Below are 16,783 nucleotides of genomic sequence, written 5' to 3'. Positions count from 1 at the left end.
ACAAGAGCGCGCGCGCCTAGGCGCCGCGCTGCAGATCCAGGGTTTGGACGGACACTTGCTGGAACTCGCCGGCCTGGCCGGAGTAGTCCCACCGCTGGGCGGAACACTGATGCCGCCCCTGTTCGATCCGGTGGTCTATCACATTCACCGAATTGGTAATGCCGGCGCGCACCCGGTGCGACACCGCGGTTCCCGCCTGCATGGTCCAGGCCTGGCGCGGCACGGTGCCCGCCGCGCCATGAACGGGCAGGATATACGGCAAATGGATATGCCCGCCCAGAATTAGGTCGGCACCGGCGTCCACCCAGGCCGGCACGGCCAGTTCGCGTCCAAGCAGCAAGTTGCTCTGATCGCTTTCCACCGCCGCGCGTACCGGATGGTGCAGCACCACCACGCGCAGCACATCCGGGCCGGCCCCGCGCAGGCGCTGCGCCACGCGCTGCACCTGCGCGCGCGAGACCTGGCCATTCTTGTGGCGGCGCGGATGGGTGGAATTAACGCCTATGGCCAGCAGCGTGGAAGTTTCCACCACCGGTTCCAGATTGGCCCCCAAAGCGCGGCGATATGCGCCATAGGGGTTGAGCAGACGCGCCGCCAGATTGAACAACGGGATATCGTGGTTGCCCGGCACCGCCAGCACCGGGCGCTGCAGCGCCTGCACGAAGCGGCGGGCGGCGGCGAACTGGCCACGCCTGGCGCGTTGCGTGATATCCCCGCCCAACAGCACCAATTCGGGCTGCAGTTCAGCCGCCAGGGCCAGCAGCGCGTGCACGACCGGCTCGCGCTCGGTGCCGAAATGCGTGTCGGAAATATGCAGGATGCGCGTCATGCGCGTTCCATGCGTTGCGCCTCGGGCGGGACCAGCAAGTACAGGGGCTGCGGCGACACGGTAAACATCAGTGGCGTATTCAGCCACTGGATTTCGCCGTCCATGGCCACCTTGATGCGGCGCGGGCTGCGGCCCACGCGCACGGTCAGGCGGTCGAAGCCGAAGCTGAATACGTGGTCGGCATCGCCCAGGCGGCTGAGCCAGCCCCGCAGCACCAGACCGTACAAGGCCAACGTCCCGACAGGCTTTACCCCCATTGCCACCAGCCGGCCGCGAGCGAGTTCGCCGGCCTCGGCGATACCCACCTGCTCGAGCTGCAGGGCATTGTTGCCCACCACCACCGTGGGGGTGCGCAAGGAACGTGTATGGCCCTCGTGTTCGAGCTGCACGGCCAGCCGCCGGTGCGCCCGCGCCAGGGTAACCAAGGCCGACCACAGCGCGACGTAGCGGCTGCGCCCGTAGCGCTGCTTATAGGCCTCGCGGTCTTCCAGCAATTGCGGATACAGGCCCAGGCTGGCATTGATGAGAAAGACCTGGTCATTGAGCAGGCCCACTTGCACGGCCTGCGGCTGAGCCGCCAGCAGGCAGCGCGCGGCGATTTCGGTATCTTGCGCGATTCCGTAGGTGCGGCCGAAATAGTTGAATGTGCCCTGCGGCAGAATGCCGAACGGCAGCCCCGTGCCCAGCACCACCTGCGCTACGGCGCTGAGAGTGCCGTCGCCCCCGGCCGCGACCACGATGCCGCCCTGCTCGCGGGCACGCTCGACGGCGGCCTGCGCAGCGCTGGGCAACTGCCCGCCATCGTCGACGGGAAACAGTTCATGGCGGCGGCCCGCCGCATCCAGCACCTGCCGGATCGTGGCTTGCACGGCATTGGCATCGTCCCGGCCCGAGCCGGTGTTCTGGACAATGAAAAACGGCTCTTGGCCATTGAGGCGGGGGAGAGTCATGGGCACAAAGATAGCGTGCCGCCGCCCTCGACGGCAAGTCGCGCGGCCGCCTGCAGGCACACGGTGCAGAAGGAGCGCCGCGCGGCGCACGGGTAGAATATCGGGCTGGCCATTTTCCGCCCTTCATCGTGTCGAACCGCGACGCTTCCTTCAGCCTGAAAAAAATAGCCGTCCCGGCATTCGGCCCTTCGGTTCTTTACGGTGTCAGCAATGGCGCCATCCTGCCGGTAGTGGCGCTTACCGCTCGCGACCTGGGCGCCTCGGTGGCCGCGTCGGGCCTGATCGTGGCACTGATAGGCATAGGCTCGCTGGTCAGCAATATCCCCGCCGCGCTGTTCACCTCGCGCTATGGCGAGCGGCATTCCATGATGGGTGCCGCCCTGATCAGCGTGCTGGCCTTGCTGTTGTGCATTTTCGCCGGCCACGCCTGGATGCTGGCCGCGGGCGTTTTCCTGATAGGCATGGCTTCATCGGTGTTCATGCTGGCGCGCCAGACGTACATGATCGATGCCGTGCCCGTGTACATGCGGGCGCGCGCCTTGTCGACACTGGCGGGCACCATGCGCATAGGCGTATTTGTGGGGCCGTTCGCCGGCGCGGCCCTTATCCACTTCATGGGCCTGCAGGGCGCCTACTGGGTCGCCGCGGTAGCCATGGCGGGGGCCGGGCTGATCGCATACCTGGCACCCGACATGGCGCCGCCCGGCCGGGCCAGCGGCGCGGCCCAGCCCAGGCCCCGGCTGCTGGAAGTTGCCCGCGCACACCGCAACGTATTCGTGACCCTGGGCCTGGGCATCCTGCTTGTCAGCGCGGTACGCGCCTCGCGCCAGGTGGTCATTCCGCTGTGGGCCGACCACCTGGGCATCAACCCCACCACGACCTCCATCATCTACGGCCTGGTGGCCGCCATCGACATGTCGGTGTTCTACCCGGCCGGCACGCTGATGGACCGGCGCGGCCGCCTGTGGGTCGCCGTTCCCTCCACCCTGCTGATGGGTTTCGCGCTGCTGGGCACGTCCCTGACCACCGGTGTCATCGGCTTCGTGATCGTGTCGATGCTGCTGGGCATGGGCAACGGCATCGGTTCGGGCATTGTCATGACCCTGGGCGCGGATTCCGCCCCGGCATCGGGCCGCACCGAATTCCTGGGTATCTGGCGGCTGGTGTCCGACCTGGGCAGCAGCCTGGGCCCCGTCGTGCTGTCGGCCATTACCGCCCTGGTTTCACTGGCCGCGGCCGTGGCCGCCATGGGCACCTTCGGGCTGGCCGCGGCAGCGGTATTCTGGCACTGGCTGCCCCGCGGCAACCCATCGGCGGCCGAGAAAAAGACCTAGCGGGCGGGCCGCCTAGCTGTAGCGGCGGCCGGTTTCCATCAGGGCGGGCGTGCCGATCAGGTCGTTGAGCTGGTCGAAATCCAGCATGCGCTCGCGCCACGGCGCCGTGGTGCCGTGGCTGCGCAAGCTGCCGTAGTACGCCTGCAGCGTATGCGCCACCGCCCGCGCCGTGCCGCCTGGAAAGATCACGATCCGGAACCCCCGGCGCGCCAGGGCCTGGGCGCTTTCGATGGGGGTCTGGCCGCCTTCCACCATGTTGGCCAGCAAGGGGACACGGCCGGCAAACCGGGTACAGGCGGCGTCCAGTTGCTCGGGCGACCGCAGCGCCTCGATGAAAATCGCATCCACGCCGCATTCCAGGTAACGCTCGGCGCGCTCGAAAGCGGCGTCCAGGCCTTCGACCGCCACGGCGTCGGTGCGGGCCAGGATCAGTGTGCCCGCATCGGCGCGCGCATCGAGCGCGGCGCGCAGCTTGCCGCACATTTCTTCCACGGCTACCAGCGACTTGCCGGCCAGGTGGCCGCAGCGTTTGGGAAAACCCTGGTCTTCCAGCTGGATCATGGCGGCGCCGGCGCGCTCGAAGCCGCGGACCGTGCGCTGCACATTCAGGGCATTGCCGAAGCCCGTATCGCCGTCGACGATGACCGGGCAGCGCACGCGCTCGGTAATGCGGGCCAGGGTGTCCTCGACTTCCGTGTAGGTGGTCAGGCCCACGTCGGAGCGGCCTAGCCGCGAATAGGCGATGGACGCGCCCGACAGGTACAGGGCATCGAAACCGGCCTGTTCGGCGATCAACGCCGACAGCGCGTCGTAGACGCCAGGCGCCAGCACGGCCTGGCCGGCGGCCAGTTTCTGTTTCAGGGTATGGATATGCATCAGGCTTTCAGGGGATGGCGTGGCAGGGAGCCGTCGGCCAGGCGGCGCTTGAGCTGCATGAGCAGGCCACCGGCCTGCACCATGTCGAGCAGGAACCCCGGCACGGGCTCGCACGGCAAGGCGGTGCCATCGGCGCGCACTACCCATGGACCGTCCAGGTCGATACGCACTTGCTCGCCTTCGGCGATTTCATCCGCGCGCGCGCAGATCAGCAACAACAGCCCCACATTGAAGGCGTTGCGGAAGTACAGGCCGCTGAAGCTGGAAGCGATGACCGCCTTCACCCCCAGTTGCACCAGGGCGGAAGCGGCTTGCTCGCGCGACGAGCCGATGCCGAAATTGCGCCCGGCCACCAGCACGTCGCCGGGCCGCACACCGCCCGCGAAGTCGGGACGCACCCCTTCCAGGCAATGGCTTGCGATGTCGGCGATGCCGAACTTCATATAGGCGCCGGGCGCCAACTGGTCGGTATCGACATCGTCGCCGACGCGCCAGACAGTGTGGATGTCGCTCATGCGAGTACCTTGCGGGGGTCGGCAATGCGGCCGGCCAGTGCCGACGCCGCCACGGTGTAGGGAGACGCCAGGTACACCTGGGCGGTGGCGGCCCCCATGCGGCCCTTGAAATTACGCGCCGTCGTGGAAATGACATTGGCGCCTTCGGGAATCGAGCCGCCGTAACCCGAACAGGCCCCGCACGACGTCGGCAGCAGCGTGGCCCCGGCCTGCATCAGCGCGGGCAGCACGCCCTCGGCCTGGGCCGCGGCCTGGTCGCGCTGGCTGGCCGGCGCCACCATCAGGCTGACGCCCGGCGCGATATGCCGGCCCCGCAGGATGCTTGCGGCCGCCCGCAGATCGTCGAGCTTCGCCCCCGTACAGGCGCCTATATAAGCCACTTGCACCAGGGTATCGGGATAATCCTGCACAGGCGCGGAATTCGCCGGGCTGTGGGGTGCCGCCACGTGGGGATCCAGCGTGGCGGCGTCAAACTCGTGCCATTGCGCATCGGCGTCCGGGTCGGACTGCCAGCCGGCCAGGTCCACGTCGGCAACCCCGGCCTGGCGCAGATACTGCACCGTGGTTTCATCGGGCGCCACCAGGCCTGCCTGGGCCCCGAGCTCGGCCGCCATGTTCGACAGTGTCATGCGTTCCTGCATGGACAGCGCGCGCACCGCCTCGCCGCAGAACTCCACGGCCTGGTAGCGCCCGCCGTTCATGCCGTAGCGGCCGATCGTGTGCAGCATCATGTCCTTGGCGGTAACGCCAGCCTGCAGGCGGCCGTTCCAGCGCAGCATGAGCGTGTCGGGCACGCGCATCCAGATCTCGCCGCTGGCCACCGCCCCCAGCATCTCGGTGCTGCCCACCCCGAACATATAGGCGCCAAAGGCGCCCCCGGTGGGCGAATGCGAATCGCCGCCCACGCAGAACATGCCCGGGCGCACATGGCCGTGCTCGGGCACCACCACATGGCAGATGCCCACCGAATCATACACATGGGGCAGCGCCTGTTCGCGCGCCCAGTCGCGGGCTATTTTCACGATGCGGCGCGACTCGTCATCGGCTTCGGGCACGTAGTGGTCCATAACCAGCACCACCCTGGAACGGTCCCAGAGGCCCGTGCCGAGTTCTTCCAGCATGGGCTTCAAGCGGCGCGGCCCGCTGGAATCATGGAACATGGCGAGGTCGACCTTGCAGGTCACGATTTCGCCAATACGTACCGCGTCGCGGCCGGCCGCGGCGGCCAGCAGTTTCTGGGCCAGGGTCTGGGCAGGCATGGCTACGGGCCTTTTCAAGCGCTTGCCCGCGACGGCGTGCCGGCCGGCAGCCAGGTGGGCTGGCCGGGCATGTCGTGGGCTTGCATGTTCATACGGTATTCATAGCGGTCGGGCCGATACAGGGCGTGCAGCCACTCCACCGGCCGGTCGGCCTCGTCGCGCACCACGCGATGCAGGCTGAGCAGCGCCGACCCCGCCGGTACGTCCAGCGCCACCGCGGAGGCGGGCTCGGCCAGCACGGCCGATATCGATTGCTGGGCTCGCGCCACCCGCACGCCCAGTTCGCGAAAAATGGCCAGCAACGGCTTGGACCCGAGATCTTTGCGGCGTATGCGCTCGGCAATATCACCTGGCACGTAGGTGGTCAGGTACGAAAACGGCAGACCCTGGTGGCTGCGCACGCGCACCGCGCGCTGCACCGGCACGCCAACCTGCAACTCGAGCCGCGCCGCCACATGGGGCGCGGCGGGCAGGGTTTCGAGTTCCAGCAGGCGCACCTGGGTTTGCATGCCCATGTCGGCCAGGTGCGCCATCAGGGCGTCGATGTCCGAACTGTGCGGAGGGGCGGAGAGCGACGCCGGGGCGGCCGCATAGGTGCCCCGGCCCTGGCGGCGCTGCACCAGCCCTTCGGATTCCAGTGCATCGAGCGAGCGCCGGATGGTAAGGCGCGATACGCCATATTCCGCCGCCAGCGCGTTTTCACCCGGCATGGCCGCGTCCAGCGCGAAACCGCCCGCCAACAGCCGCTGCTTCAGCAACAAGTACACCTTGTGATACAGGGGCAGCGGACTATCAGGCACGGCGGGTCTCCGGTTGTGGGAAGGTCAATCGACCGTGGCGCCGGTGAACTTGACGATCTCGGCGTAGCGTTCGATGTCTTTGCGCACGAAGGCATCCAGTTCTTCGGGCGTGCTGCTTACCGCCGATGCCGCCTCGCGTTCGAGCAACTGGCGGAATTCGGGGGTGTCCACCGCCTTGCGCGCCGCGGCGTTCAGCATGGCCAGCGTTTCAGGCGGCAGCTTGGCCGGGCCAAACAGGGCAAACCATGCGTTGGATTCGAAACCCTTGATGGTATCGCTGATGGGCGGCGCGCCAGGAAATTGCGGCAGCGGCTTCGGACTGGTAACGCCCAGGGCCTTCAGCGCGCCGGTCTTGACCTGGGGCATGGCATTCAGGGAACTGGCGAACATCATGTCCACCTGCCCGCCCAGCAGATCATTGATGGCGGGCGCCGTGCCCTTGTAGGGCACGTTCAGGATGTCCATGCCCGTCATCATTTTCATGCGCTCGCCCGCCATGTGCAGCGACGAACCGATGGCGCCCAGGGCCATGGTGTACTTGCCCGGATTGGCCTTTACCAGCGACACGAACTCAGGCATGGACTGGGCCGGGAAATCCTTGCGGGTCACCAGTACGCTGGGCACATTGGCAAGCATGCTGATCGGAGTGAAATCCTTCACCGGATCGAACGGCAGGTTGCGGTACAGCGTGGCATTGATGGAAAAACTGGTGAACGTGACCAGCAACGTATTGCCGTCCGGGTTGCTTTTGGCGACGTAGTCGGCGGCGATGTTCCCGCCGGCACCCGGCTTGTTCTCGACCAGCACCGTGCGCTTCAGGTCCAGGGACATATGCTGGGCGATGCTGCGCGCCACGGTATCGGTAGTGCCTCCCGGCGGCGCGCCCACCACCAGCTTGATGGCATCGCCCTGTGCGGCGGCCGGGGCCAGCGGCAGCGCAAGCGCCCCAAACAGCGCGCAGCCCAAGGCCATGCGTTGCAATCCCTGCATGATGTGTCTCCTGGTATGTTGTATTGATGACAATACAAGTATACCGGAAGCACTTCCGGGGCCACAAGCAAGCGAAAGGATGGGTAATGAGGCCGGGTACGTCCGTACCCGCCCCGGAGGTTACTGGCCGCTATCTCGCGCGCGGTCGGCCTCGTGCATGGCCAGGCGGAACAGCAGCAGCACACAGGCCAGCAGTCCGGCTCCCGCCACGGCCCAGCCGGCGGGCTCGCCCAGCCACGGCACCGCATATAGCGGCGCGGCCAAGCCGGCCAGGGGCGCGAGCAGAAGACATGTCATGAAGGCGTACCGGCTGTCGCCGGCACGCCTGGGTGCCGGGCGCGCGCGGCGCTGCACCTTCTGGGCCGAACGCACCTTGCTGGCGCGCTCCCGTTCGAACTCCACATACACCACTGCCATAAGCCCCTCCTAGCTATCCGGCCTGGTGTCGCGGCATGGCCGGGCTGTTCCGCCCGGTCCGTCGCGAACGCCAGTGGGTTGTCTCGCGAACTATTGAACTGTTGTTAACTCAATGAATACTCCTATCCAGCGCTTGCCGCAATCGGGTATTGCGCGAATGCCACGCCTAATTGCAACGCAACCCTACCAAAGCGCTACTTGCGGGCCGTCACCTGCTGCTTGATGTCCCGCGCCATCTTGAGATGATCCTGCAGGGCCGGCAGATGCTCGGCGGCGAAGGCCTTGATCTGGGGATCCTTGGCGTTGGCCGAGGCGTCCTGGAACAGCTTCACCGCGTCTTCATGCGCCGACACGCCCAATTGGTCGGCATACATTTCATCGAAACCATCGTCGGTCAGGGTCAGGGTCTTGAGTTTGGCCTGCTGCAGCAGCGAGGGCTCCGCGGGCAGCGTATAGCCTTTGGCCTGGGCCAGCGTCTTCAACTCGTTGCCCACTTTGGTGTGGTCGTGGACCATTTTCTCGGCAAATGCCTTGACGTCCGGATTGGATGCTTTTTCCTGGGCCATGCGCGCGCCCTCGATCTCGGCGTGGCCGAGCTGGGCGGCGTTTTCCAGAAAGCCCTGGTCGGCATCATCGAGCTGCTGGGCGGCGGCGCCGGATGCCGGCGCGGCGGGCTGGGACTGGGCCATGCCGGCCGCCGCCGCCAACATTGCGGCTGCCATCAGCGCGCCTAGCGTCATATTCCGTAGCTTCATCGGGGCCTCCGTTGCGATGCGTCTGCACGTGGCAGAGATATGGACACACTGCCGGCCGGAACCGGCGAATCCACATTCCCGCAGCAAACCATGTGCCCGGCGGACCCTCAGCCCGCGGCACGGGCTGGGCGCATCTCATGCGCCAGCCATTGCAGGAACGCGCGCACTGGCGGGTGGCGCTCGCGGCCAGGGGCGCACAATGCCGTGTAGGCCGCGCCCGGCACGTCGACGTCTGGCCGGTACGGCACCAGCAGCCCGTTTGCCAACAAGCCGGACGCCATGATCGAACTTGCCAGCACCAGGCCCTGGCCGGCCACCGCAGCCTGCAAGGCGTAGGCCTCTTCTTCATACAGGCGGTCGGGGCCGCGGGCGCGCATCCAGCCCAGGCCGGCGCGCCGGCACCAGGTACGCCAGCCGCTTTCGTACAGGCGCGAATCTTGCCAATGCACGCTGATCAGCGGTGGACGCTTGCCCGGCCCGATGCCTGCCACACAGGACGGCGCGCCATACACGCCGAAGCGCTCCTGCATGGAGCACATGGCGGTCAGGTCTGGATACTGCTGCGTGCCATAGCGGATGGCCACGTCCACCGTGGCGTCCTGGCTCAAATCCACCACGGCGGGCGTGCTGGACAGGCGCACTTGGTACTGCGGCCAGGCTTCGTGAAAACGCCCCAGGCGCGGCACCAGCCACAAGGCAGTGAATGAATGGGTGGTGGACACGTTGAGCGCATTCGCGCTGAGCTGCGGCTGCAGGCGCTGCAGCGTTTGCGCGATATCCAGCCATGCGCCGTGCACACAGCGGAACAGCGCCTGCCCGCCCGGCGTCAGACTGACTCCGCGCGCGCGGCGCTCGAACAGCGGCATGCCCAGGCGGTGTTCCAGGTTTTTCATCTGGTGCGAGATGGCGGTGGGCGTCACGTGCAGCTCTGCAGCGGCTTGCTTGAAACTTTGCAGCCGGGCGGCCGACTCGAACGCGCGCAAAGCCGCAACGGGCAGGTGGGCAAACATCGCGTGCCTTTATTCAGATGAAATGAATTCATCCAGGGCAATCTTTATTCGATTGTTCCCTGGGCCGATGATGCATACATTCTATTCGTACCTAGACCCCTTCGATCCTTTCCCGGAAGATTAGATGAATTCACCTGAACCCCTCACCCCCGGCTCGCTGCTGATCCTGGTTGGCAGCCCACGGCGCAATGGCAACAGCGCCCTGCTGGCCCAGGCCGTGCAACGCGGCGCGCGGCAGGCCGGCAGTTCCGCGGCAATGCATTTCCTGGACGACTTCATCAATGGCTTCTTGCAGGACGAACGCAGCGGCGGCAAGGCCGCGCAGCCCGACGACCGCTACGCCGAACTGTTCCTGGACATGTTCCTGCCCGCCCAGGGCATTGTGTTCTGCACGCCTATCTACTGGTACGGAATGTCGGCGCAAACCAAGGCCTTCTTCGACCGGTCGTTCACGTACTATGCGGCCGCCCATCCCCGGTCCGAGGAAGTGCTGGCCCGCATGGCCGGCAAACGCCTGGGCCTGACGCTGGCATCGGAAGAAAGTTATCCGGGCGTGGGCATGGCCATTACCCACCAGGTCCAGGAATTTGCCCGCTACACCCATTCCCAATTCGTGGGCACGGTTCATGGCATAGGCAACAGCCGCGGCGAAGTTGCCCGCGACCCGCGCCGGCCACTCGAGGCGGCCGAGCAATTGGGCCGCGAATTTTTCTCCCTGCACTACACCGACTACCGCCTGGAGACGCCGCGCGAACACTATGTATGGGGCAAGACCGAATAACCACGGCACGCGCGGGGGAAAGAACGCCAATCGCCGCCATTAAGCAAAACAAATGGACGGCCCGCCAGCGGCGGGCGCACCATCAATGCCATCGCGGGGTGCACACACGCTGTATTCCCTTCCGTTTCATATATAAAGAAATTCAGGAGTTTGTCATGGCAGAATTTGTTGATGCCCTCGTGCACGCCGAACTGTTCTTGCTGGGTGTGAACGACACCCAGGAACCCGCCCCCGCCACGGTGTCGCCCCCGGCAACTCCGCCCGCGAGCACTACCATTTCTTTCAGCGCGGACGACTACCGCAGCGCCGCGGGCTGACGCGTCCCTATAAGCGGGCCGCGCCAGGCGGCGCATCGGGCCCGCTTCCCTACTGATGCGTAACCTTTGCTCCGCACCCGTTTTCGATACCTCTCGTTAATATCGGTGACACAGAAGCGGGCGACGAATCCGCCGGTCCTGGACCATACTTGCGTCCTTGAACAAAACCGAGGAGAGGAGCATGTCGAATCAAGACAGCACTGAGCACACCCCGTTGAAACGGGTAATGGGCCCAAAGCTGCTACTGCTGTTCATTATTGGTGACATCCTGGGCACCGGCGTCTATGCCCTGACCGGACAGGTGGCCGCCGAAGTGGGCGGCGCGGCGTGGGCTCCTTTCCTGGTGGCTTTCCTGGTGGCGCTGCTGACCGCCTTTTCCTATCTGGAACTAGTGACCAAATACCCCCGCGCCGCGGGGGCCGCGCTGTACGTGCACAAGGCGTTCGGCATCCACTTCCTGACATTCATCGTGTGCTTCACGGTAATGTGCTCGGGCCTGACCTCGGCCGCCACGGCCTCGCGCGCCTTCTCGGCCAACCTGTTCGTGGCCCTGGGCATGGAAGCCGACCCGGTGCTGGTGACCATGGGCGCACTGGGCTTCATGCTGCTGGTGATGATCATCAATTTCCGCGGCGTCTCGGAAAGCGTGAAGGCCAACGTGGTGCTTACCCTGATCGAGCTGACCGGCCTGCTGCTGGTCATCGGCCTGGGGTTCTATGCGATATCGGGCGGCCAGGCGGATTTCTCGCGCGTGGTGGCGTTTGAGACCCCCGAGAACAAAAGCGTGTTCCTGGCCATTACGTCGGCCACGGCGCTGGCGTTCTTCGCCATGGTGGGTTTCGAAGACTCGGTGAACATGGCCGAAGAAACTCATTCGCCGCACAAGATTTTCCCCAAGGTCATGCTGACCGGCCTGGGCATCACCGCGGTGATTTATGTGCTGGTTTCGATTTGCGCCGTGGCGCTGATTCCGGTGGGCGAACTGGCCGCCAGTTCCACTCCGCTGGTGCTGGTGGTGCAGCGGGCCGCGCCCAACCTGCCCATGGAAACCATCATGCCCATCATCTCGATGTTCGCCGTGGCGAACTCGGCGCTGATCAACATGATGATGGCCAGCCGCCTGCTGTACGGCATGTCGCGCCAAGGCGTGCTGCCCAAGTTCCTGTCGTACGTGCACACTCGCACGCGTACGCCCTGGTCGGCCATTCTGTTCACCACGGCGCTGGCATTGGGCCTGGTCATTCTGGTGTCGGCCAGCAATTCCAAGGCCATCAGTGCGCTGGGGGGCACCACGGCCCTGCTGCTGCTGGGCGTGTTCGCCTTCGTGAACGTGGCCGTACTGGTACTGCGCCGCGACCGCGTCGAACATGATCATTTCCGTGCCAACACCTTCCTGTCGGTGCTGGGCGCCGCGGCTTGCCTGTTCCTGGTTACGCCGCTGACGGGCCGCGACCCCATCCAGTACCAGGTGGCCGGCTGGCTGCTGGCGCTGGGGGTGGTCATGTGGGGCATTACCATGCTGGTGCACCGCAAAGACCCGCACCACATCGACCCGGAGCACCTGACCGAGGAATGATGCGCGATTGACCGTGTCCTGAACAGAGCCCTGCGGGGCTCTGTTCATTTGGCGGCAGGCCGGGAAGCCGTGCGGAACTGATGGTGGGCCCCCACCTTGCGCGCCGATTCGATCAAGGACCCGGCGCCCGGCAAACCCTCGCGCGCAAACGCATAGAAGCGGGCGGGCGGCAGCGCCGGCATTCGCTCGGCCTTGCCCATTTCCCGCAGGCCGTCGCAAAGCTGGCTGCGTGCAATCACGGTCACGGCGAAGCCCGCCATTGCCGCCGAGACACAGCCGGCCATGCTGCTGCTTTCGAATACCACTTGCCAAGGCCTGGATACCTTTTCCAGCGCGGCAATCGCCGATTCCCGGTACGTGCACGGCTCGGGGAAAAGCGCCAGCGGCAGCACCTGCTGCGGGTTCGGGCCCTGGCCGACGGCGCAGGCCCAGACCAATGGTTCTTCCCACAGCAATTCGCCTTCGCCTTCCACGCGGCGGCACTGCTTGCCAAACACGATATCAAGGCGACCCCGTTCCATCTGGCGCAGCAGATCGGCCGAGATGCCGACCTTCAATTCGATGGACGCCTGGGGATGCCAGCCACGGAAATGGTGAAGCACCCGCGGCAGCCAGGTGGCGGCGAAGTCTTCAGAGGCGCCTATCCGCAGGCGGCCCCGCACCAGCGAGCCCTGCAGCTTCGCGCGCGCCTCGCGCTCCAGGTCGAGGATGCTGCGCGCATAACCGTACAACGTTTCGCCCGCCTGGGTGAGTTCGAGCTGGCGCGTGGTGCGGGCCAACAATGTCGCGCCGGCCGTCTGCTCGAGGCGCTTGATATGTCCGCTGACGGCGGATGGCGTCAACGCCAGCCTGTCGGCGGCAACGGCAAAGCCGCGCCCGTCGACAACTTCGATAAAGGTACGCAGCAACAGCGTATCCAACGGCATTCCATGCAGCGATGCGCAGGTACTCGTCGTCATATATTCATCACAAATCATCATGAATCAGCCACGATTATTTGTGAATTCCGCCGCCTCGTCCAGGTACGCTACCCATGTTCCCCACTACTGGAGGCGCCCGCCATGGACTCATACCAGCTTGTCGCCACACCGAAACTGGACATTGCCTACCTGGAATGGAATCCGCATGGCAGGCAAACTTTCGTGCTGTTGCATGGCTGGCCCGACAGTCCCCTGGGCTGGGAAGCTGTCGCCAGCGCGCTGGCCGACGCCGGCCATCGCGTCGTGGCGCCCGCTCTCCGTGGATTCGCTCCCACCCGGTTCCGGCATCCGGCAACGCCGCGCAGCGGCCAGCTTTCCGCGCTGGGCCGCGACCTGCTGGAGTTCATCGACGCCCTGCGACTGCAGCGCCCTGTACTAGTGGGCCATGATTGGGGCGCCAGGGCGGCGGCCAATGCTTGCGGCCTGCGCGAAGACGCGGCGTCTCATCTCGTGATGCTGTCAGTGGGCTACGGAACCAATTCCGCCTCCCAGGCCTTGCCGTTGCACCAGGCGCGCAACTACTGGTACCACTGGTATATGGCAACCCCGCGCGGCGAACGCACTCTGCGGGAAGACCGGAACGCCTTTGCCCGCCAGATGTGGGACACCTGGGCGCCGGAAGGCTGGTATTCCCCAACCGACTTCGACCAAGCTGCACAGGCATTCCAGGGCGAGGATTGGGCGGACGTCGTCCTGCACTCGTACCGCCATCGCTGGGGGTTCGTCGAAGGAGACCCCGAATATGCGGACGATGAAGCCCGCCTGAGTCCTCCGCCGGTGCTGACGGTGCCCACCCTGGTGCTGCATGGCGGCGCGGATACCTGCAATCATCCAGACAGCTCGCTCGGCCGCGACCATTTCTTCCGGGAACGTTATGAACGGCTGGTCATCGACGGCGTGGGCCACTTCCCGCAGCGGGAATCGCCCCAACGGGTCAGCCGTGCCATCCTGCAGTTCTGCCACCCACGCTAGCGGCCGGCAGCCCGCTGTCCGCTACGGCGGCCGCAGTGTGTACGGTGGGAAGCCGGCGCCGCCACGGGCGCTTAGCCTGGCGTCGAAGCGGTGTCACATTCGGCAACCTCGGAAAAACTTGGCACCGATAATCTGCTTGCCCAGTTACCGCCGGGGCCTACACTTGCATCGCATTCCAATAACAGGAGCCCATCATGCGCACCTTCGCTCGCAAACTGATTCTGGTCGCGGCCTGTAGCAGCCTGTTGGCAGGCCCATTGCATGCCGCCCCCCCCGAGGGCAAAGGCAAACCCGCGAATGCCGGCCAGGGGCAAGGCAACGGCAAGAACAACGGCAATGGCAACAACAATGGCAAGGGCAATGGCGGCGGCAACCAGGGCAAGGGTAATTCCGGCGGGGCTTATCGCAGCGACGACGTCAATGTCAACGTCTCGCTGGTGACTGCGGGCATCAGCGTCGCCACTGCCCGGGGCTATGCCAGCGATTACGGCATGACCGGCTATTCATCGTTGCCTCCCGGCATCCGCAAGAATCTGGCGCGCGGCAAACCCTTGCCACCGGGAATCGCCAAGAAAATGGTCCCTGGCCCCATGCTGGGCCATTTGCCGGTGTACCCCGGCTATGAGTGGCGCGTGGCCGGCAGCGATCTTATTCTGGTAGCCATCGGCACCGCCATCATCGCGGATGTATTGTTCGACGTGTTCGACTGAACGGGCGCGCAAGAATTTCAAGCCTTTGATTTTGCTTGCGCTTTTTCCTCGCTTAGGGCCGATTTTGAAAATCAAATTTGCCCCGCCATAGGGTGCGGTGTCAGTCTTGATGGATGAGGAGACCATCAAGATGACCTGGCAACCCGAAGTCGATGAACTGCTGCATCGCAAGCAATTAGCCCGCCACATGGGCGGCGAAGAAAAAGTGCGCCGCCACAAAGACGCCGGCAAGCTCACGGTGCGCGAACGGATAGAGGCCATCGCCGACCCCGATTCGTTCCACGAAGTGGGCAGCCTGACCGGCTTCGCCGACTACGACGAAGACGGCAAGCTGGTGTCTCACATGCCGTCGAACATGATCATGGGCCGGGCGCGCGTCGACGGCCGCCCCGTGGTGCTGGTGGGCGATGACTTCACCATCCGCGGCGGCGCCAACGACGGGGCGGTATCGGAAAAGCTGGCGCATGCCGAACGCATGGCGCACGACCTGGAACTGCCCATGATCCGGCTGGTGGACGGCACCGGCGGCGGAGGCTCGGTCAAGAACATCGAAACCAAGGGCCATACGCTGCTGCCGGTAATGCGTGATTGGCAGCTTGTGGCGGAAAACCTGACGCTGGTGCCCGTGGTGGGCCTGGCGCTGGGCTCGGTGGCCGGCAAGGGCGCGGCGCGCGTGGCGGCCAGCCATTACTCGGTCATGGTGAAAGACACGGCGCAGTTGTTCAACGCCGGCCCGCCGGTGGTGGCGCGCGTGGGCGCGCCCATCGGCAAGAATGAACTGGGCGGCAGCCACATCCACACTCGCAACGGCGTGGTGGACGACGAGGCTTCGTCGGAAGCCGAGGCCTTCGACAGGGCGCGGCGCTTTCTGTCGTACCTGCCCAAATCGGTATTCGAACTGCCGGCACGCGCCGAGCGCACCGACGCGCCGGACCGCCGCGACGAAGCCCTGATCAGCGCCATTCCGCGCGACCCGCGCAAGGTGTACAAGATCCGCCCCATTCTGCAGAGCGTGTTCGACCAAGAGTCGTTCTTCGAAATAGGCCGCCACTGGGGCAAGGGCATCGTCACCGGCCTGGCGCGGCTGGACGGCTGGCCCGTGGCCGTGATCGCCAGCGACCCCTATCACTACGGCGGCGTGTGGGACCGCCTTACCACCGACAAGTTCACCCGTTTCGTGGACTTGGCCCAGCTATTCCATTTGCCGGTGGTGAACTTCGTGGATGTGCCGGGCTTCCAGATCGGCCTGGAAGCCGAGCAGTCCGGCGTGATGCGGTCGGGGGTGCGGGCCCTGTCGGCCATTTACCAGACCACTGTGCCGTGGTGCACGATGATTTTGCGCAAGGCCTACGGCGTGGCCGCGGCCGGCCACCAGCATCAGGGCCGTTACGCGCTGCGCTATGCCTGGCCTTCCGCCAACTGGGGATCGCTGCCCATCGAAGGAGGCCTAGAAGCGGCTTACAAGAACGACATCGCCAGCAGCCCCGACCCCGACGCGCGGCGCGCGGAGATCGAACAGCGGCTGCGCCGCCTGTCGTCGCCGCAGCGCAGCGCCGAAGCCTTCGTCATCGAAGAAATCATCGACCCGCGCGACACCCGCGCGATTCTGTGCGACTTCGCCAGCCTGGCGGCGCCATTGCGCAAGCCAGGCATGACGACGTTGCGCTATCGGCCCTGAACGCAAGGCGTCACGCAATACGGGCTTTTCTTGC

General features: G+C 65.7%; 18 protein-coding genes. 7 read left to right on the top strand and 11 right to left on the bottom strand.

Annotated elements, in window-relative coordinates; all coding sequences use genetic code 11:
- Window positions 1–16: 16 nt before the first annotated feature.
- Window positions 17–829 carry a metallophosphoesterase family protein gene (locus LPZ50_RS01645; RefSeq protein WP_230656840.1) on the bottom strand — a complete coding sequence of 271 codons (813 nt, stop codon included), beginning with the start codon at window positions 827–829 and terminating at the stop codon, window positions 17–19.
- On the bottom strand, window positions 826–1,779 hold the full coding sequence (locus LPZ50_RS01640; protein ID WP_230656838.1) for a diacylglycerol/lipid kinase family protein: 954 nt from the start codon (window positions 1,777–1,779) through the stop codon (window positions 826–828). Before LPZ50_RS01640 ends, LPZ50_RS01645 begins: the two co-directional genes overlap by 4 nt.
- 128 nt (window positions 1,780–1,907) lie before the next feature.
- On the opposite strand from LPZ50_RS01640, the gene LPZ50_RS01635 reads away from it, so the two are divergent.
- Window positions 1,908–3,113, top strand: coding sequence for an MFS transporter (locus LPZ50_RS01635; protein WP_230656836.1), 1,206 nt, complete (start codon window positions 1,908–1,910; stop codon window positions 3,111–3,113).
- Between the two features lie 12 nt (window positions 3,114–3,125).
- On the opposite strand, the gene LPZ50_RS01630 is transcribed toward LPZ50_RS01635, so the two are convergent.
- The 8 genes from LPZ50_RS01630 to LPZ50_RS01595 form a co-directional block, all read right to left on the bottom strand.
- Complete coding sequence (locus tag LPZ50_RS01630) at window positions 3,126–3,989, bottom strand: isocitrate lyase/PEP mutase family protein (RefSeq protein WP_230656835.1); 864 nt, start codon at window positions 3,987–3,989, stop codon at window positions 3,126–3,128.
- Entirely contained in the window at window positions 3,989–4,504 is a 516-nt protein-coding gene (locus tag LPZ50_RS01625; RefSeq protein WP_230656834.1) for a 3-isopropylmalate dehydratase, read from the bottom strand. Before LPZ50_RS01625 ends, LPZ50_RS01630 begins: the two co-directional genes overlap by 1 nt.
- Window positions 4,501–5,763 (bottom strand): 3-isopropylmalate dehydratase large subunit, encoded by a 1,263-nt coding sequence (locus LPZ50_RS01620; RefSeq protein ID WP_230656833.1) that lies wholly within the window; start codon window positions 5,761–5,763, stop codon window positions 4,501–4,503. Before LPZ50_RS01620 ends, LPZ50_RS01625 begins: the two co-directional genes overlap by 4 nt.
- A gap of 14 nt (window positions 5,764–5,777) precedes the next feature.
- Complete coding sequence (locus tag LPZ50_RS01615; RefSeq protein ID WP_230656832.1) at window positions 5,778–6,563, bottom strand: GntR family transcriptional regulator; 786 nt, start codon at window positions 6,561–6,563, stop codon at window positions 5,778–5,780.
- A 24-nt stretch (window positions 6,564–6,587) separates the two neighbouring features.
- Window positions 6,588–7,553 (bottom strand): tripartite tricarboxylate transporter substrate binding protein, encoded by a 966-nt coding sequence (locus tag LPZ50_RS01610; protein WP_230656831.1) that lies wholly within the window; start codon window positions 7,551–7,553, stop codon window positions 6,588–6,590.
- A gap of 120 nt (window positions 7,554–7,673) precedes the next feature.
- Window positions 7,674–7,970 carry a hypothetical protein gene (locus LPZ50_RS01605; protein ID WP_230656829.1) on the bottom strand — a complete coding sequence of 99 codons (297 nt, stop codon included), beginning with the start codon at window positions 7,968–7,970 and terminating at the stop codon, window positions 7,674–7,676.
- A gap of 194 nt (window positions 7,971–8,164) precedes the next feature.
- Complete coding sequence (locus LPZ50_RS01600) at window positions 8,165–8,725, bottom strand: DUF4142 domain-containing protein (RefSeq protein ID WP_230656827.1); 561 nt, start codon at window positions 8,723–8,725, stop codon at window positions 8,165–8,167.
- Window positions 8,726–8,832: 107 nt separating this feature from the next.
- Window positions 8,833–9,735, bottom strand: coding sequence for a LysR substrate-binding domain-containing protein (locus tag LPZ50_RS01595; RefSeq protein WP_230656825.1), 903 nt, complete (start codon window positions 9,733–9,735; stop codon window positions 8,833–8,835).
- 124 nt (window positions 9,736–9,859) lie between these two features.
- Here LPZ50_RS01595 and LPZ50_RS01590 point away from each other — a divergent pair, with 124 nt between their 5' ends.
- The 3 genes from LPZ50_RS01590 to LPZ50_RS01580 all read left to right on the top strand — a co-directional run bounded on the left by LPZ50_RS01590 (window position 9,860) and on the right by LPZ50_RS01580 (window position 12,409).
- Window positions 9,860–10,516 (top strand): flavodoxin family protein, encoded by a 657-nt coding sequence (locus tag LPZ50_RS01590; protein WP_230656823.1) that lies wholly within the window; start codon window positions 9,860–9,862, stop codon window positions 10,514–10,516.
- A gap of 155 nt (window positions 10,517–10,671) precedes the next feature.
- Window positions 10,672–10,833, top strand: coding sequence for a hypothetical protein (locus LPZ50_RS01585; protein WP_230656822.1), 162 nt, complete (start codon window positions 10,672–10,674; stop codon window positions 10,831–10,833).
- Window positions 10,834–11,014: 181 nt separating this feature from the next.
- Window positions 11,015–12,409, top strand: coding sequence for an APC family permease (locus tag LPZ50_RS01580; protein WP_230656820.1), 1,395 nt, complete (start codon window positions 11,015–11,017; stop codon window positions 12,407–12,409).
- Between the two features lie 44 nt (window positions 12,410–12,453).
- Here the strand turns inward: LPZ50_RS01580 and LPZ50_RS01575 are convergent, their stop codons facing one another.
- Window positions 12,454–13,335 (bottom strand): LysR substrate-binding domain-containing protein, encoded by an 882-nt coding sequence (locus tag LPZ50_RS01575; protein ID WP_230656866.1) that lies wholly within the window; start codon window positions 13,333–13,335, stop codon window positions 12,454–12,456.
- Between the two features lie 135 nt (window positions 13,336–13,470).
- On the opposite strand from LPZ50_RS01575, the gene LPZ50_RS01570 reads away from it, so the two are divergent.
- From LPZ50_RS01570 to LPZ50_RS01560, 3 genes are all read left to right on the top strand, one after another.
- A complete protein-coding gene (locus LPZ50_RS01570) occupies window positions 13,471–14,361 on the top strand; it encodes an alpha/beta fold hydrolase (protein WP_230656818.1) in 891 nt (296 codons plus the stop codon).
- Between the two features lie 194 nt (window positions 14,362–14,555).
- Window positions 14,556–15,071 carry an anti-virulence regulator CigR family protein gene (locus tag LPZ50_RS01565; protein ID WP_230656816.1) on the top strand — a complete coding sequence of 172 codons (516 nt, stop codon included), beginning with the start codon at window positions 14,556–14,558 and terminating at the stop codon, window positions 15,069–15,071.
- A 130-nt stretch (window positions 15,072–15,201) separates the two neighbouring features.
- Entirely contained in the window at window positions 15,202–16,749 is a 1,548-nt protein-coding gene (locus LPZ50_RS01560) for an acyl-CoA carboxylase subunit beta (protein ID WP_230656814.1), read from the top strand.
- The last annotated feature ends 34 nt before the right edge of the window (window positions 16,750–16,783 follow it).

This window comes from Bordetella petrii (assembly GCF_020991325.1).
Taxonomy (GTDB): domain Bacteria; phylum Pseudomonadota; class Gammaproteobacteria; order Burkholderiales; family Burkholderiaceae_B; genus Bordetella_A; species Bordetella_A petrii_E.
Note: the sequence above shows the minus strand (reverse complement) of the source record. Positions and strands in the feature narration are given on the sequence as shown.

Excerpts from the sequence above, each read along its gene's own strand:
- LPZ50_RS01600 (WP_230656827.1), bottom strand. The coding sequence starts at position 8,725 with ATGAAGCTACGGAATATGACGCTAGGCGCGCTGATGGCAGCCGCAATG.
- LPZ50_RS01595 (WP_230656825.1), bottom strand. The coding sequence starts at position 9,735 with ATGTTTGCCCACCTGCCCGTTGCGGCTTTGCGCGCGTTCGAGTCGGCC.
- LPZ50_RS01630 (WP_230656835.1), bottom strand. The coding sequence starts at position 3,989 with ATGCATATCCATACCCTGAAACAGAAACTGGCCGCCGGCCAGGCCGTG.
- LPZ50_RS01575 (WP_230656866.1), bottom strand. The coding sequence starts at position 13,335 with ATGCCGTTGGATACGCTGTTGCTGCGTACCTTTATCGAAGTTGTCGAC.
- LPZ50_RS01610 (WP_230656831.1), bottom strand. The coding sequence starts at position 7,553 with ATGCAGGGATTGCAACGCATGGCCTTGGGCTGCGCGCTGTTTGGGGCG.
- LPZ50_RS01640 (WP_230656838.1), bottom strand. The coding sequence starts at position 1,779 with ATGACTCTCCCCCGCCTCAATGGCCAAGAGCCGTTTTTCATTGTCCAG.
- LPZ50_RS01560 (WP_230656814.1), top strand. The coding sequence starts at position 15,202 with ATGACCTGGCAACCCGAAGTCGATGAACTGCTGCATCGCAAGCAATTA.
- LPZ50_RS01645 (WP_230656840.1), bottom strand. The coding sequence starts at position 829 with ATGACGCGCATCCTGCATATTTCCGACACGCATTTCGGCACCGAGCGC.
- LPZ50_RS01565 (WP_230656816.1), top strand. The coding sequence starts at position 14,556 with ATGCGCACCTTCGCTCGCAAACTGATTCTGGTCGCGGCCTGTAGCAGC.
- LPZ50_RS01590 (WP_230656823.1), top strand. The coding sequence starts at position 9,860 with ATGAATTCACCTGAACCCCTCACCCCCGGCTCGCTGCTGATCCTGGTT.
- LPZ50_RS01625 (WP_230656834.1), bottom strand. The coding sequence starts at position 4,504 with ATGAGCGACATCCACACTGTCTGGCGCGTCGGCGACGATGTCGATACC.
- LPZ50_RS01570 (WP_230656818.1), top strand. The coding sequence starts at position 13,471 with ATGGACTCATACCAGCTTGTCGCCACACCGAAACTGGACATTGCCTAC.
- LPZ50_RS01620 (WP_230656833.1), bottom strand. The coding sequence starts at position 5,763 with ATGCCTGCCCAGACCCTGGCCCAGAAACTGCTGGCCGCCGCGGCCGGC.
- LPZ50_RS01580 (WP_230656820.1), top strand. The coding sequence starts at position 11,015 with ATGTCGAATCAAGACAGCACTGAGCACACCCCGTTGAAACGGGTAATG.
- LPZ50_RS01585 (WP_230656822.1), top strand. The coding sequence starts at position 10,672 with ATGGCAGAATTTGTTGATGCCCTCGTGCACGCCGAACTGTTCTTGCTG.
- LPZ50_RS01605 (WP_230656829.1), bottom strand. The coding sequence starts at position 7,970 with ATGGCAGTGGTGTATGTGGAGTTCGAACGGGAGCGCGCCAGCAAGGTG.